The 14,363-nt window shown below is 57.9% G+C and carries 13 protein-coding genes; 10 read left to right on the top strand and 3 right to left on the bottom strand.

The window, feature by feature from the left end; all coding sequences use genetic code 11:
- Nucleotides 1–10: 10 nt before the first annotated feature.
- Nucleotides 11–883: a MurR/RpiR family transcriptional regulator gene (locus tag ACOTTU_RS12680; RefSeq protein ID WP_298913788.1), complete on the bottom strand. Its 873-nt coding sequence runs from the start codon at nt 881–883 to the stop codon at nt 11–13.
- Nucleotides 884–1,002: 119 nt separating this feature from the next.
- On the opposite strand from ACOTTU_RS12680, the gene ACOTTU_RS12675 reads away from it, so the two are divergent.
- From ACOTTU_RS12675 to ACOTTU_RS12645, 7 genes are all read left to right on the top strand, one after another.
- Complete coding sequence (locus ACOTTU_RS12675) at nt 1,003–1,776, top strand: N-formylglutamate amidohydrolase (RefSeq protein WP_425658490.1); 774 nt, start codon at nt 1,003–1,005, stop codon at nt 1,774–1,776.
- Nucleotides 1,773–2,294 (top strand): TRAP transporter small permease subunit, encoded by a 522-nt coding sequence (locus tag ACOTTU_RS12670; protein WP_425658488.1) that lies wholly within the window; start codon nt 1,773–1,775, stop codon nt 2,292–2,294. The genes ACOTTU_RS12675 and ACOTTU_RS12670 overlap by 4 nt, the downstream gene beginning before the upstream one ends.
- Entirely contained in the window at nt 2,294–3,619 is a 1,326-nt protein-coding gene (locus tag ACOTTU_RS12665) for a TRAP transporter large permease (RefSeq protein WP_425658486.1), read from the top strand. The genes ACOTTU_RS12670 and ACOTTU_RS12665 overlap by 1 nt, the downstream gene beginning before the upstream one ends.
- A gap of 58 nt (nt 3,620–3,677) precedes the next feature.
- Nucleotides 3,678–4,715, top strand: a complete 1,038-nt coding sequence (locus ACOTTU_RS12660; protein WP_425658484.1) for a TRAP transporter substrate-binding protein — start codon at nt 3,678–3,680, stop codon at nt 4,713–4,715.
- A gap of 68 nt (nt 4,716–4,783) precedes the next feature.
- A complete protein-coding gene (locus tag ACOTTU_RS12655) occupies nt 4,784–6,148 on the top strand; it encodes a glutamine synthetase family protein (RefSeq protein ID WP_425658482.1) in 1,365 nt (454 codons plus the stop codon).
- A gap of 3 nt (nt 6,149–6,151) precedes the next feature.
- Complete coding sequence (locus ACOTTU_RS12650; protein WP_425658480.1) at nt 6,152–7,525, top strand: aldehyde dehydrogenase family protein; 1,374 nt, start codon at nt 6,152–6,154, stop codon at nt 7,523–7,525.
- A 4-nt stretch (nt 7,526–7,529) separates the two neighbouring features.
- On the top strand, nt 7,530–8,675 hold the full coding sequence (locus ACOTTU_RS12645) for an iron-containing alcohol dehydrogenase (RefSeq protein WP_425658478.1): 1,146 nt from the start codon (nt 7,530–7,532) through the stop codon (nt 8,673–8,675).
- On the opposite strand, the gene ACOTTU_RS12640 is transcribed toward ACOTTU_RS12645, so the two are convergent.
- The gene (locus ACOTTU_RS12640) at nt 8,672–9,490 is read right to left on the bottom strand and encodes a sulfite exporter TauE/SafE family protein (protein WP_425658476.1); all 819 of its coding nucleotides are present in this window, start codon (nt 9,488–9,490) and stop codon (nt 8,672–8,674) included. The two genes, ACOTTU_RS12645 and ACOTTU_RS12640, sit on opposite strands and share 4 nt — an antisense overlap.
- A gap of 113 nt (nt 9,491–9,603) precedes the next feature.
- Between ACOTTU_RS12640 and ACOTTU_RS12635 the strand changes: the two genes are divergently transcribed.
- The 3 genes from ACOTTU_RS12635 (at nt 9,604) to ACOTTU_RS12625 (ending at nt 12,576) form a co-directional block, all read left to right on the top strand.
- Nucleotides 9,604–10,005 carry a rhodanese-like domain-containing protein gene (locus ACOTTU_RS12635; protein WP_425658474.1) on the top strand — a complete coding sequence of 134 codons (402 nt, stop codon included), beginning with the start codon at nt 9,604–9,606 and terminating at the stop codon, nt 10,003–10,005.
- Nucleotides 10,006–10,174: 169 nt separating this feature from the next.
- On the top strand, nt 10,175–11,563 hold the full coding sequence (locus tag ACOTTU_RS12630) for a cytochrome ubiquinol oxidase subunit I (protein ID WP_425658472.1): 1,389 nt from the start codon (nt 10,175–10,177) through the stop codon (nt 11,561–11,563).
- Nucleotides 11,564–11,565: 2 nt separating this feature from the next.
- Nucleotides 11,566–12,576 carry a cytochrome d ubiquinol oxidase subunit II gene (locus tag ACOTTU_RS12625; RefSeq protein ID WP_425658470.1) on the top strand — a complete coding sequence of 337 codons (1,011 nt, stop codon included), beginning with the start codon at nt 11,566–11,568 and terminating at the stop codon, nt 12,574–12,576.
- 14 nt (nt 12,577–12,590) lie between these two features.
- Here ACOTTU_RS12625 and ACOTTU_RS12620 read toward each other — a convergent pair whose 3' ends face one another.
- A complete protein-coding gene (locus ACOTTU_RS12620) occupies nt 12,591–14,216 on the bottom strand; it encodes an amidohydrolase family protein (protein ID WP_425658468.1) in 1,626 nt (541 codons plus the stop codon).
- Between the last annotated feature and the right edge of the window lie 147 nt (nt 14,217–14,363).

Raw genomic sequence — 14,363 nt, 5'->3', positions numbered from 1 at the left:
CGGCTGAATATCAGGTGAATTTTCGGAAGAGTTTGGTTTGGTCGAACATTTCTTCAAGCGTGTGCATGCGGTTTTTTGTGGTTTCCCAGCTAAGATCCTGCACGGCTGCGATGACCGTTTCAACAAGCAATAGCGTGGTGGCAGCGGAATCCCAGGCAGAGGGCACGACAATGCGGCTGGAGAAGGAAACATGTGCCAGACGATGGATGGGCGAGCGCCATTGATCGGTAAACAGGATGATCTTTGCGCCGCGCTGATGGGCCATTTCCGCCAGCTTGAGCGTATTGCTTTCGTAACGGCGGACATCGAATATCACGAAAGTGTCCCCCGGTCCCACGTCCAGCAAATAATGCGGCCACGCGTTTGAGGTGGATTGGATGTGGATGACGTCGGGCCGGATCATCTGCATGTGCAGGAAAAGATATTCCGCCATTGTATGTGTTATGCGGCCACCGACAATGTTCAACCGCGACCTGGTGTCGGCCAGCTGGGCACAGGCTTTGTCGAAATCGGCGGTGTCAATCTGTCCCAGCGAGTGGCGGATATTGTCGATGACAGCCTCGGTGAACCGATTGAGCACATGTCCTGAGGGCGCACCTTCGGCCCAGGTGTCGTGTTTTGCGATGGGGCTTTTGACCTTGGCGCGCAGTTCCTCGCGCAGTTCCGCCTGAAATTCAGGATAGCCTTTGAACCCCAGTTTCTGAACCATCCGCGCCACCGTCGGTGTGGAGACATCGGCGTCATTGGCGAGGGTCGTGATGGGCCCCAGACCGGACGCGGGATAGTTTTCAAGTATCGAATGTGCAAGTTGCCGTTCGGCCCGGGTCAGGTTTTCCAGGCGGTCCTGAATGCGGTCAGCGATGGTCAGATTAGCGTCGCCCAAGTTACCTGCCCCTATTTTGACGGATTTTATTACAGAAAGATGAAATCTGAAGAGAATCTTTCATTATTGTGTTGACAGAATCCTGATCCGGCAAGAAGTTTGTGCGGACCGGGGGAAATATGACGCCTGAAAACCAGATAAACGCTGTGGTTGAATCCGCAATTGTGACCCGTCCGGCGGGTGCCTCTGGTATCGTTCTGGTGTGCGAACATGCGTCGAACCATTTCCCGGAAACCTTCGGCGGGTTGGGGTTGGATGACACCGTGCGCGGCAGCCACGCGGCGTGGGATCCGGGGGCTCTGGCCGTGGCGGAACATCTGTCTGAAATGCTAGAAGCACCACTGGTGGCAGGCGGCGTATCACGTCTGATCTACGACTGTAATCGTCCGCCCGAAGCGGCAAGTGCGATTCCAGAGCGTAGCGAAGCCTTTGATATCCCCGGAAACATCGGGCTGAGCGCGGAGAGCAAACAACGCCGCGCCCGGCAGATTTACGATCCTTTTCACGCGACCGTCTCGGAGCTGCTGGACGAGACCCATGCGCAGGTTATTATCACCGTTCATAGCTTCACGCGGGTCTATCTGGGCAAAACGCGCGACGTTGAAGTTGGTGTTTTGCATGATGCGGACAGCCGTCTGGCGGATGCGATGCTGGAGATTGCAGGGGATCACACAAGCCTGTTGGTGGCACGGAACCAACCCTACGGGCCCGGTGACGGGGTGATGCACACGCTCAAAAGGCACGGTGTTGGCCGCGGCATCCCACATGTGATGCTTGAGATGCGTAACGACCTGATCGCCACGCCTAAAGACCAAAAGGACATCGCCGCGATGCTGGCGGGCTGGCTGAAACAAGCCCTTGCGTCCGTCGTTCCGGATACTTCGCGCGCATGACCGAAATGGCCAAAAGATACATCCGCATCGTGGATGCCATGAACTACCGGATCGGTCGGGTCATGATGTACGGCATCTTCGTGATGATGGCGATCTTGCTGTGGTCCTCGGTTTCCAAAACGTTTTTTGTGCCATCGCTCTGGACACTTGAGGTGGCGCAGTTCGCGATGGTCGCCTACTATATGCTGGGGGGTCCGTACTCGATCCAGATGGGGTCAAATGTACGGATGGACCTGCTCTATGGCGACTGGTCCCCTCACCGTAAAGCGCAGGTCGACGCGATGACCGTGTTGTTCCTGATCGTCTATCTGATCTTCCTGCTCTGGGGCGGTTGGGAAAGCCTGATGTATTCGTTCAGCTATGGCGGAGAGCGCAGTTCCTCGGTCTGGCGACCCTATCTATGGCCGATCAAATCGATCATGGTTCTGGGCATCTTCCTGATGTTGTTGCAGGCCATTTCCGAATTTTTCAAGGATGTTCTGCGCATCAAAGGCCACGACATGGGAGAGAAGGTCTGATGTCGTACGAGGCCATCGCCATCCTCATGTTCTCCTCGATGATGCTGATGCTGCTGACGGGCCAGCGGGTTTTCGGCGCCATCGGTTTTGTCGCCGTTGTGGCCGCGTTTTTCCTTTGGGGGGACCGGGGCGGCTATGATCTGGGCTTTGCTGCTGCGATCAAACTGATGAAATGGTATCCGCTGCTGACCCTGCCGATGTTCATCTTCATGGGGTACATCCTGTCGGAATCCAAAATTGCCGATGATCTATACAAGATGTTCCACGTCTGGATGGGCGGGCTTTCGGGGGGCCTTGCAGTAGGCACAATCGGATTGATGGTGCTGATCTCTGCCATGAACGGGTTGTCGGTGGCGGGCATGGCGATCGGGGCAACGATTGCGCTGCCGGAACTGCTGAAACGCAATTACGACAAGCGGATGGTCACGGGCGTCATCCAAGCGGGGTCGTCGCTGGGCATTCTGGTGCCGCCCTCTGTGGTTCTGGTGCTTTATGCGATGATCGCGCGGCAACCGGTGGGCCAGCTGTGGCTGGCGGGGGTCGTGCCGGGGCTGCTGATGGCGGGGATGTTCGTGATCTACATCGTGATCCGCTGCCGGTTGAACCCGGCGCTCGGGCCCATCCTGCCGCCCGAAGAACGCGCCATGCCGATGGGCGAAAAGCTCAAACTGCTCGGGGCCGGGTTCCTGCCGCTCTTCATCTTCTTTGCGATGATGGTGCCTTTTGTGAACGGCTGGACGTCACTTGTGGAAAGCTCCGCCATTGGGGCCATCGCGGCCTTTGTCGCGGCTGTCGTGAAAGGGCGGATGACCCGCAGGGTATTCGAGGTATCGGTGCGCAAAACCCTTGGCATCTCCTGCATGTTCATGTGGATCATCCTCGCGGCCCTCGCCTTTGGCGCCGTGTTTGACGGTCTGGGCGCGGTGAAGGCCATCGAGAGCCTCTTTACAGAGAAGTTGGGCCTTTCTCCCTGGATGATCCTGATCCTGATGCAGCTCAGCTTTATCCTGATGGGCACGTTTCTGGACGATACCGCCATGCTGGTGATTGTGGCCCCTTTGTACGTGCCACTGGTTGGTGCGCTGGGTTTTGATCTGATCTGGTACGGGGTGCTTTACACGATCACCACGCAGATCGCCTATATGACGCCGCCCTTCGGCTACAATCTCTTCCTGATGCGCGCCATGGCCCCGCCGGAAATCACCTTGCGCGACATCTATGCCTCCATTTTGCCGTTTGTGCTGGTCATGGTGGTGGCTCTGGCAACCATCATGGCCTTCCCCGAAATTGCCCTGTGGCTGCCGGGATATGTGTATGGAAATTAACCAAGCGAGATCCCTCAAAGGGACAAATGAGACGAGCGACAACAGAGAGGAAATCAACATGACGACGAGACGTAAGTTCCTGACCACTGCCGGTGTCGGTGGTGCTGCGGCCCTGGCCAGCCCTTCCATCGTAAAGGCGCAGACGGCCATCAAATGGCGGTTCCAGACCTATGCCGGTGGTGCATTGGGCGAGCATGTGACCAAGCCGGTCATCGATTACATCAATGCCAATTCCAATGGCGAACTGGAGGTCGAACTGTTCTATGCGGATCAGATCGTGCCCACGGGCGAGCTTTTCCAGGCGCTGCAACGCGGCACCATTGACGGGGTCCATTCCGATGACGACTCGATGGCGTCCCCGACACCCCTGCGGATGTTTGGCGGGTATTTCCCGTTTGCGACCAAGCATATTCTCGACGTGCCGGTGCTCTTCAACCAGTATGGGCTGAAAGAGATCTGGGAAGAGGAGTACGCCAAGGTAGGGGTCAAGTGGCTGTCCGCTGCGGGGCAGGATCCTTGTAATTTCAATACCAAGAAAGAGATCACCTCGGTCGCTGATCTTGACGGTCTGAAGCTATATACTTTCCCAACGGCGGGCCGCTTCCTGTCCAAGTTCGGCGTGGTGCCGGTGAACATTCCCTATGAGGATGCGGAGGTTGCCGTGCAGACCGGTGAGCTTGATGGCATGGCTTGGTCGGGCATCACCGAAGACTACACCGTGGGCTGGGCGGATGTGACAGACTACTTCCTGACCAACAACATCTCGGGCGCATGGATCGGGTCGTGGTTTGTCAACGAGGAGCGCTGGGCGGAACTGCCGGATCACCTAAAATCGGTTGTCATGGCGGCAACCGAAGCCGGACACACCTATCGCAACCAGTGGTACTGGGGGGGCGAAGCGGCCCTGCGGGCCAATGGCGACAAGCTGCAACTGCGGTCCGTGCCACCCTCAGAATGGGCCGAGGTCGAAAACGCCGCCAAGGAGTTCTGGGAAGAGGTTGCCCAGGAAGGTGAAGTGCATCAGAAGATCGTCAACATCTTCAAGGAATACAACAGCGTCATCAACCAGGCGGGTGTGCCTTACAACTTCGAGTAAGCCGCCAAAGATGACCAAAAGCGTCCCCGTCCCGCGGGGGCGCTTCCCCATGAGAAAGGATCCTGAACATGGCCGGAACCCTGACGTTTGAGGCATTGAAAACAGCCGCCAAATCCGGTGAGATCGACACCGTTCTTGCCTGCATCGTCGACATGCAGGGCCGCCTGATGGGCAAGCGTTTTCACGCGATGAACTTTGTCGAGCATTCTCATGCGGAAACCCATTGCTGCAATTATCTGCTGGCCACCGATCTTGAAATGGCCACGCCTGATGGGTACGCCAGCACCTCCTGGCAATCCGGTTACGGCGACTACGTCATGAAACCGGACCTCGACACGCTGCGCCCGGTGCCGTGGCTGGAGGGCACCGCTTTGGTTCTGTGCGATGTGCTGGACCATCATACGCATCAACCGGTGCCGCATTCCCCCCGTGCGGTTCTGAAAAAACAGATCGCGCGGCTCGATGCGCTGGGCTTCACCGCGATGATGGCCACGGAGCTGGAATTCTTCCTCTTCGAGAAGAGTTTTGACGACATTCGCAAAAACGGGTTCCGCGATCTCGCGCCGATCAGCGGGTATAACGAGGATTACCATATTCTTCAGACCACTAAGGAAGAGGCGATCATGCGCCCGCTGCGCAACCACCTCTATGCTGCGGGTGTGCCGGTTGAGAATACAAAGGGCGAAGCTGAGGCGGGTCAGGAAGAACTGAACATCCGCTATGCTGAAGCGCTCGATTGTGCCGATCATCACAGCCTGGCCAAACACGCGGTCAAGGAGATCGCATGGCAGCAGGGGCATGCCGCGAGTTTCATGCCCAAGTGGAACGCGGGGAAGGTTGGCAGTTCGTCACATGTGCACCAATCCCTGTGGCAGGGCGGCAAGCCGGTGTTCTATCAGGAGGGCGCCGATCTGGGCATGTCCGATCTAATGCAACATTATATGGCCGGGCTGATCGCCTATGCGCCTGATTATGTGTGTTTTCTGGCGCCTTACGTGAACAGCTACAAGCGCTTTGCCAAGGGCACCTTTGCGCCCACCAAGACGGTCTGGTCGGTCGATAACCGCACGGCGGGCTTTCGGTTGTGCGGCGATGGCACCAAAGGTGTCCGCGTCGAGTGCCGGATTGGCGGGTCAGATCTCAACCCCTATCTGGCGCAGGCAGCGATGCTGGCGGCAGGCATCAAGGGGATCGAGGACAAGCTGGCGCTTGCTCCGCCCACCACAGGTGATGTCTATGAGGACGACAAAGCCGCCGATATCCCCCAGACGCTGCGCGCAGCAACCGAGACCCTGCGCAACTCGAAAATGCTGCGAGAAGCCATGGGCGATGATGTGGTCGACCATTACACCCGCGCTGCCGAATGGGAGCAGGAGGAATTTGACCGGGCTGTGACAGATTGGGAAATCGCGCGCAGTTTTGAAAGGGCCTGAACCATGACCATCACCTGTATCTCTCCGGTCGACGGATCGATCTATGCGACCCGCTCGACATTGAACGAATTCGAAGCCGCCGAAGCGGTCGCCAAGGCTAAAGTGGCGCAAACTGCCTGGGCCGCACGCCCGCTGACAGAACGGATCGAACTGGTGCGCGCCGGTGTCGCGAATGTGGGCGCGATGAATGACGAGATCGTGCCGGAACTGGCCTGGCAGATGGGCAGACCCATCCGCTATGGCGGTGAGTTCGGCGGGTTTGATGAGCGTAGTCAATATATGGCCGAGATTGCCGAAGAGGCGCTGGCCCCGATTATGTTGGAGGACAGCGGCGCTTTCAAACGCATGATCAAACGTGTTCCGCACGGGCTGGTGCTTGTCGTGGCCCCTTGGAACTATCCTTATATGACGGCGATTAACACGGTGGCACCAGCGCTGATTGCCGGCAATGCCGTGATGCTGAAACACGCGAGCCAGACGCCGCTGGTGGGTGAGCGCATGGCGCGGGCCTTTCAGAACGCTGGCGTACCGGCGGATGTTTTCCAGAATGTCTTTCTCGATCACAAAACGACCTCTGCGCTGATCGCTGATCGGGCCTTTGGTTTTGTGAATTTCACCGGATCGGTCGCCGGTGGACGGGCGATGGAAGCCGCAGCACAAGGCACCTTCACCGGTCTGGGGCTTGAGCTTGGCGGCAAGGACCCTGGCTATGTAATGGAAGACGCGGATCTGACGGCAGCGGCAGAGACACTGATCGACGGGGCGATGTTCAATTCCGGCCAGTGCTGCTGCGGGATCGAGCGGATTTACGTGACCGAGAGCCTTTTTGACGCCTTTGTCGAAAAGGCGGTCAAGATCGTGGAGGGCTACAGGCTGGGCAACCCGCTTGACCCCGAAACGACGTTGGGCCCGATGGCGCAGGCGCGCTTTGCCGATCTTGTGCGCAGCCAGACGGCGGAGGCAGTGGCCTCCGGTGCCCGCGCGCTGATTGATCCGGCACTTTTCCCGCAGGATGAGGGGGCCTATCTGATGCCGCAAATCCTCGTGGATGTGGATCATTCGATGCGGGTGATGCGCGAGGAAAGCTTTGGCCCGGTGGTCGGGATCATGCCGGTCAAGGATGATGCCGAGGCCATCCGGCTGATGAACGACAGCGACTATGGGCTGACGGCTTCGCTCTGGACCGCGGATGCCGCCCGTGCCGAGGCCATTGGTGATGCCATCGAGACCGGCACCGTGTTTCTCAACCGCGCCGACTACCTCGATCCGGGCTTGTGCTGGACTGGTTGCAAGGATACCGGTCGCGGGGGCGGTCTGTCAGTCATTGGCTATCACAACTTGACCCGCCCGAAATCATACCATCTCAAGAAGGCCTGAACTGATGTCACTCGTTGCAAACTGGTCCTACCCCACCGCCATGCGCTTTGGTGCCGGACGCATCTCGGAACTTGCCGACGCCTGCAAGGCAGCAGGGATCACCAAACCGCTGCTGGTCACGGACAAGGGGCTGGCAGAGCTGCCGATCACGCAGAACGCGCTGGAACTGCTGACCACGGCTGGTCTGGGCCGGGCGATGTTTTCAGATGTGGATCCGAACCCCACAGAGATAAACGCCGCAGAAGGGGTGCGCGTCTTTCGCGAGGGCGGGCATGATGGGGTTGTGGCCTTTGGCGGTGGTTCGGGTCTTGATCTGGGCAAGGTGATTGCTTTCATGGCGGGGCAAACGCGCCCTTTGTGGGATTTCGAGGATATTGGCGATTGGTGGACGCGCGCAGATGCGGATGCGATTGTGCCTATCGTCGCGGTGCCGACAACGGCGGGCACCGGGTCCGAAGTCGGACGCGCCAGCGTCATCACCAATTCGCAAACCCATGAGAAGAAGATCATTTTCCACCCGAAAATTCTGCCCGCCGTGGTGATCTGCGATCCTGAACTGACCGTGGGCATGCCCCCCGCAATCACCGCCGGAACCGGCATGGACGCCTTTGCCCATTGTCTGGAGGCCTATTGTTCCCCCCTTTACCACCCGATGAGCCAGGGTATCGCGCTTGAAGGGATGCGCCTGGTCAAGGACAACCTGCTGCTGGCCTATGAGGATGGCACCAACCTGACGGCGCGTGCGCATATGATGTCGGCGGCGGCGATGGGCGCCACGGCCTTTCAAAAGGGCCTTGGGGCCATTCACGCGCTTTCGCATCCCATCGGGGCTGTGCATCATACGCATCATGGCACGACAAATGCGGTGGTGATGCAGCAGGTGTTGATGTTCAACCGGCCCAAGGTGCGCAAACATCTTGCGCGGGCGGCGAACTACCTCAGCATCTCGGGCGGTTTCGATGGGTTTTACGGGTTTGTGGGCGATTTGAACGACAAACTGGGGATACCGAAAAACCTGACCGATTTGGGTGTGACGCGACCGGATATCGACGCGCTGGTCGCTTCGGCCCTTCAGGACCCGAGCTGCGGTGGCAACCCGGTCAAGATGACGGTCAAGAACACAACCGAACTGCTGCAATCCTGTTTCTAAGCGTACCAGATTGCGCGACGTAGCAGGTTGAGGCCCAGGAAAACAAAGACGATCAGCAGCGCGTTGCGAAAGCCGGAGACGGAGAGCTTTTTGCGCAAAACCTCTCCCATGCTGAACCCTGCGATTGTGGGGATCAGCATGATCGCTGATGCCCCGGCAAGGAGACCCGTCAGGAACCCCAATTGGGCATAGGCGATGCAAAGGGGCAGGCTGCCCACGAAGATGAGAAATCCGGTTGCGCGGACAAATTCATCCTTATCGACACGTTTTGTGGCCAGATACATGGCCAGCGGTGCGCCCCATCCGGCGGTCATGCCGCCGATGATGCCGGCCATGAGGCCGAAGCCAAACTGCGCCTTGCGGTCGTGGCGTTCCGGCAAGGGCGGCACCATACCCTTCCAACTGACGGCGACAAAAATCAGGATGACCACGCCCAGAACAGCGAGCAAAGCGCGATCCGATGTGTCTTTTGTGAAAAAGGTCGTGGCGGCGACGCCCACAAGCAGCACGACAGCAAACACGGCATAGAGACGCGCGGTTCGCCAAAGATGACCCGAACGAAACACCTGCCATGCATTTGATCCGATCATCGGGAACATCACGAGGGCAATTGCGGTGCGGGGGTCAAGGAAGAGCGTCATCAGCGCGATGGCAGCTGTTGGCAGACCAATGCCCGTCAGCCCCTTGATTGCACCCGAAAAAAGAAACGCCCCGGCGGCGATCAACAGGAGTACCGAATAGTCCAAAGTGCTGCTTCCTGTCTTGATGGGCCTTGCGGGTAATCCGCGCACGAGGATCGTTCTGACGTCCCGCATGTGTCAATTGAAGAGGTTCGCGCCATTGCTCTTGTGGCAGCAGTTGTTGCCCCCTGCAAGCTGTGCAAGAGTTCGCATCATACCCGATCCCCTCAAGAACCGGAGAGCGAAACATGGCTGCATTAAAAACGACTTCCGCACAGATGGTTGCGGAGGCCCGTGAGCGGATTGAAGAGATTGAAACACGCGATCTGATCGCGATGCTGGATGATCCGGATGTGGTGATCGTGGATATTCGTGATGTTCGCGAACGGCAGCGCAGCGGGTATATTCCGGGCAGTTTTCACGCGCCGCGGGGGATGATCGAGTTCTGGATTGACCCCGACAGCCCTTATTTCAAGGATATTTTCGCGCAGGACAAGAAATTCGTTTTTCACTGCGCCTCGGGGTGGCGCTCCGCGATAACCACGGCGACGCTGCAGGATATGGGGTTCGAGGCTGCCCATCTGAAAGAAGGGTTTTCGACATGGGAAAAGCAAGGTGGACCGGTCGAATACCCGGACCCGAAAGATTGAAAACCGCGCCGTCTGGCGGTTGGGGCCGCTCGCAAGAGGGCGAGGCCTCACAACGCACACCCATCTAAAGATGCGCAAATCGTCGCATCGCAATGGGCATTGAGACATCCGCAACTACTTCTGGAGTAAGCGCCTTCGAGGCGGTTGTTGATGATTTGAGGTACGCACTATGGACACATTGCTTTTGTCGCGCATTCAATTTGGCGCGAATATATCGTTCCATATCCTGTTCCCGACGATCACCATCGCTCTGGGCTGGGTGCTGCTGTTCTTCAAGCTGCGTTTCAACGCAACGGGAGAGCAGAAGTGGATGGACGCCTATATGTTCTGGGTGAAAATCTTTGCCCTCTCCTTTGCCATGGGCGTGGTGTCGGGCGTCACCATGTCTTTCCAGTTCGGAACGAATTGGCCGGGTTTCATGGAAACTGTCGGCAATGTGGCGGGGCCGCTGCTGGCCTATGAGGTGATGACTGCCTTTTTCCTCGAAGCGGTCTTTCTGGGGATTATGCTCTTTGGCGCATCACGGGTGAAGCCCTGGGTGCATACGCTGGCGACATTCCTCGTGGCTTTCGGCACCACCATGTCCGCCTTCTGGATCATCGTGCTGAATTCCTGGATGCACACACCACAGGGGCATGAACTGCGCGACGGGATCGTTTTTGCCACCAACTGGTGGGAGATTATTTTCAACCCCTCGATGCCCTACCGGTTGATCCACATGCTGCTGGCCTCGGGGCTGACCGTGGCCTTCCTGATCGCGGGTATCTCTGCTCTGCGCCTGCTGTGGGGTGACCGGGCGGAGAATGTGAAATCCACTTTTCGCTTCGGCATTATCACCGGGGCGGTGCTGATCCCCTTGCAGATTCTGGCGGGCGATCATCATGGTCTGAACACGTTGGAATACCAGCCTGCCAAGGTCGCGGCCATGGAAGGCAATTGGGAGACCGGACCGAACGTGCCGCTGTTGCTCTTTGCGATCCCGGATGACGCGGAGCGCACCAACCATTTTGAGCTGCGCATACCCAATGGTGCCTCTCTGATCCTGACCCATAAACTGGATGGCGTGGTGCCGGGGCTGAATGATTTTGTGGCCGAAGATGGCAGGCCCCTGCACCCGCGTGTGGCCCCGGTGTTTTTTAGTTTCCGCGTGATGGTTGGCACTGGCATGGCCATGCTGATCCTGTCCTGGGCCGGTCTGTACTATCTGCGCAGATACGGGGCGGAAAACATGCCCAGATTGCCGCTATACGCCTTTACGGCGATGAGTTTCAGTGGCTGGATCGCGACGCTGGCCGGTTGGTACACCACTGAAATCGGGCGACAGCCGTGGCTGGTGCAGGGCATTCTGACAACCAAGGAGGCGGTCAGTGATGTGCCGTCGGGCATGGTTCTGGGCACGTTGATCGGATACTTGCTGGTCTATGCCGCGCTGATCATCGCCTATATCGCTGTCATCACCTATCTGGCACGCAAGGCCTCCCGGGGCGAGCCCATGTCGACGCGCCGATATCCGCGTAGCGGTGAAGCCGAAGTCGCCGCCCTGCAACCGGGAGAATGAGCATGGAGATGTTTGGAGACCCCGCCGTCTGGCTGCCCTGGACTTTCGCCTTTCTGATGGGCCTGTCGATCCTGATCTATGTGATCCTTGACGGGTTTGATCTGGGCGTGGGCCTGTTGATGCCGCTGGCGGAACCGGTGGAAAAGGATCGTCTGGTCGCCTCCATCGGCCCTTTCTGGGACGCCAATGAAACATGGCTGGTGCTGGCCATCGGCCTGTTGCTGGTCGCCTTTCCAACCGCCCATGGGGTCATCCTGACCTCGCTTTATTTTCCGGTCTTTGTGATGCTGATCGGGCTGATCCTGCGGGGTGTTTCCTTTGAGTTTCGCGCCAAGGCACCCATCGCGCAGAAACCGCGGTGGAATGCCGCGTTTTTCGCCGGGTCCCTGATGGCGTCGATGAGCCAGGGGTTCATGCTTGGGATGTATGTCATGGGGCTGAACTGGACATGGAGCCACATCGGCTTTGCGCTGCTGACAGCGGTTTTTCTGACCGTGGGATACAGTTTCATCGGCGCGGCCTGGCTGATCGCCAAAACCGATGGTGCGCTGCAACGACGCGCCGTTGGCTGGGCCAAGGGGGGCATCTGGGGGCTGGTCCTGGGGATCGTGGCGATATCGCTGGCCACGCCCTTTGTCAGCCCGCGCATTTTTGAGAAATGGTTCAGCCTGCCGGAATTCCTTTACCTGTCGCCGCTGCCCGTTCTGTCGGTTGTGCTGGTCATCTACTTGTGGTGGCAACTGCGCAACCTTCCAAAGACCACCGGCAAACGGGTCTGGGCACCTTTTGCCGCCGCGATGGCGCTGTTTGTGCTGGCCTTTTGCGGCATGGCCTATTCGTTTTACCCCTATGTGGTGCCTGAACAGATCACCATTTACGAAGCGGCGTCTGCGCCTGAAAGCCTCTTTATCATCCTGATCGGCACAGTATTCGTTTTTCCCGCCATCCTCGGCTACACGGTGCTGTCCTATTATATCTTCCGGGGCAAGGCGACCGAACTGCGCTACGACTGAGGGGTCACAACCACCTACGTCAAACTGTTTCTGAGCCTGTCTTCCCCGAAGAACGCAGACAGGCGCGCCCACTGTTGGGTTCCCGGCATGAGGCCGAGAAAACCCACGGCATTGTCATGAAATACCCGGCGGGCATCAAGCCCAACGGTCTGCACCACGCCTTCGATTTGTCCGATATAGTCAGGATGCGTGGGCTCTCTGGCAAGTATCGACCAATCGGTGCCAAACATCAGGCGATCTTCGAGCGTGGGGTAGTCGCGGACCAATTGGCGCAGGCGGTTCCTGATCCTCGACCTATTGGAAAACGGTCCGTCATAGGCTTTGACCCAATAGCCAAGATCAGTATGGAGACCTGGATCGCTGTCAAGCATTTGCGCCGTCAGCTCTTCCCAATCGGTGGGGCCGCCGCTGCATTTGCTTGTTTCAACCGATTCATCAAACCGACCAAAATGCGCGAGGTTCAGCCGGAGCTCGGGCCGGGCCTTGAGGACCGGTGCCCAAAGTGCCGGAGAGGCATTCTGGGCCGTGCAAACGCCGGCATCATTCGAATTGGTGGCATGGGATTTGATCGGGACATCGTTTCTGACGCACCAATCAAATAGGGCATTCAATTCGCGATCTATCTGGGCGCCGCGTACCTTTTTCCCGGGTTTTTCCCCAAAGCTTGCGTCTGCGGCATTGCCGATTGGCTTATAGCCAAGCGGTGGATACAGCTTGACGCCTGCAAAACCGCGCCGCTTCACCGCGTGTTCCAGCAACTGCAGTGGGTTTCGTCCCTGCCTGCGCTGCAATGCGGCCCGAAGCGGGCAGAATTGCAGGAAGTTCAGAACAAGCAACTCATTGTTCCGCCTGGCGATTTCGGACATGACCTCAACCTGATCACTCATTGGCGACACCTTGTCATCGGCGCGGAACCACAGTTCAAAATCCAATATGGAAGGCGACAACACGCTGACCTGACCGGTTTCTTTGTAGAGCGAGACATATTCATCAAGAATGCGACTGCGTGGTCGGGTCAGAAGCCCTGCCCAACGGATCGTCTGAAAGATGCGCGAATTGCGGACATAGGTTTTCTGACCCGGTTCACGTTCATAAATGCGTTGAGCGGTGGGAAAATCCGCGGGGGCACCGATGCTTGGGGCGAAGTCAGGAATCTCGTCAGAAGGGCCCGCGAGCAGATCCAGAAGCTCCTGATCGGGATTGCTGCCATCGAGTGAGGGTGCTGCATCCCGATTGGCAAGGTTGGCGCGAAAATTGGCCAGCGCGCGTGCCACGGCGGCGCTGTCACCGGCGTCTGATCGTCCCGCCACGGCCGGTGCAAAATCACCCTGCGTCGGGGACCTGAGCGCATTCAACTCCTGTTTCGCGTCCGGCGTGGCTTCCCTAAAAATGAAGACCAGCAGGCGCAGCAGCGATCCGACGAGGCCGGGCGGCTCAATCTCCGAATGGGGATCGCGCAAGAAGACCTGCTCCAAATAGCCCTGAACGGGAATGTCCGTACCGTTGAAGATATGGCCGTGGATATCAATCACCGGAAAATCAAAATCTGTGGGTGTCAAGCTTCGGAGGACAGAACATCCACCCAATGCAGCAGCGGCCCCAAAGGCGGAAAAGTGTAATAACTTTCGGCGATTTATCATGATCAATTCCTTAAATATCCCGCAGATTCCCTAGTCGACCTGCTCAAAATCAAACAGGTATAGCGGTCAAAACTGACCACTCAGGAACCACCTGAACTAAGGGTGGCATTTTTTGGGAAGTTTCGTAAAGAAATTGAGTGGCGTGCT

Source organism: Roseobacter sp. EG26 (genome assembly GCF_049830555.1).
In the GTDB taxonomy this organism is placed as follows: Bacteria; Pseudomonadota; Alphaproteobacteria; order Rhodobacterales; family Rhodobacteraceae; genus Roseobacter.
The sequence above is the reverse complement of the archived record's forward strand: the minus strand, read 5'-3'. Positions and strand labels throughout refer to the sequence as shown.

Coding starts and splice junctions, on each gene's coding strand:
- ACOTTU_RS12675 (WP_425658490.1), top strand. CDS start 1,003: ATGACGCCTGAAAACCAGATAAACGCTGTGGTTGAATCCGCAATTGTG.
- ACOTTU_RS12670 (WP_425658488.1), top strand. CDS start 1,773: ATGACCGAAATGGCCAAAAGATACATCCGCATCGTGGATGCCATGAAC.
- ACOTTU_RS12665 (WP_425658486.1), top strand. CDS start 2,294: ATGTCGTACGAGGCCATCGCCATCCTCATGTTCTCCTCGATGATGCTG.
- ACOTTU_RS12660 (WP_425658484.1), top strand. CDS start 3,678: ATGACGACGAGACGTAAGTTCCTGACCACTGCCGGTGTCGGTGGTGCT.
- ACOTTU_RS12655 (WP_425658482.1), top strand. CDS start 4,784: ATGGCCGGAACCCTGACGTTTGAGGCATTGAAAACAGCCGCCAAATCC.
- ACOTTU_RS12650 (WP_425658480.1), top strand. CDS start 6,152: ATGACCATCACCTGTATCTCTCCGGTCGACGGATCGATCTATGCGACC.
- ACOTTU_RS12645 (WP_425658478.1), top strand. CDS start 7,530: ATGTCACTCGTTGCAAACTGGTCCTACCCCACCGCCATGCGCTTTGGT.
- ACOTTU_RS12640 (WP_425658476.1), bottom strand. CDS start 9,490: ATGCGGGACGTCAGAACGATCCTCGTGCGCGGATTACCCGCAAGGCCC.
- ACOTTU_RS12635 (WP_425658474.1), top strand. CDS start 9,604: ATGGCTGCATTAAAAACGACTTCCGCACAGATGGTTGCGGAGGCCCGT.
- ACOTTU_RS12630 (WP_425658472.1), top strand. CDS start 10,175: ATGGACACATTGCTTTTGTCGCGCATTCAATTTGGCGCGAATATATCG.
- ACOTTU_RS12625 (WP_425658470.1), top strand. CDS start 11,566: ATGGAGATGTTTGGAGACCCCGCCGTCTGGCTGCCCTGGACTTTCGCC.
- ACOTTU_RS12620 (WP_425658468.1), bottom strand. CDS start 14,216: ATGATAAATCGCCGAAAGTTATTACACTTTTCCGCCTTTGGGGCCGCT.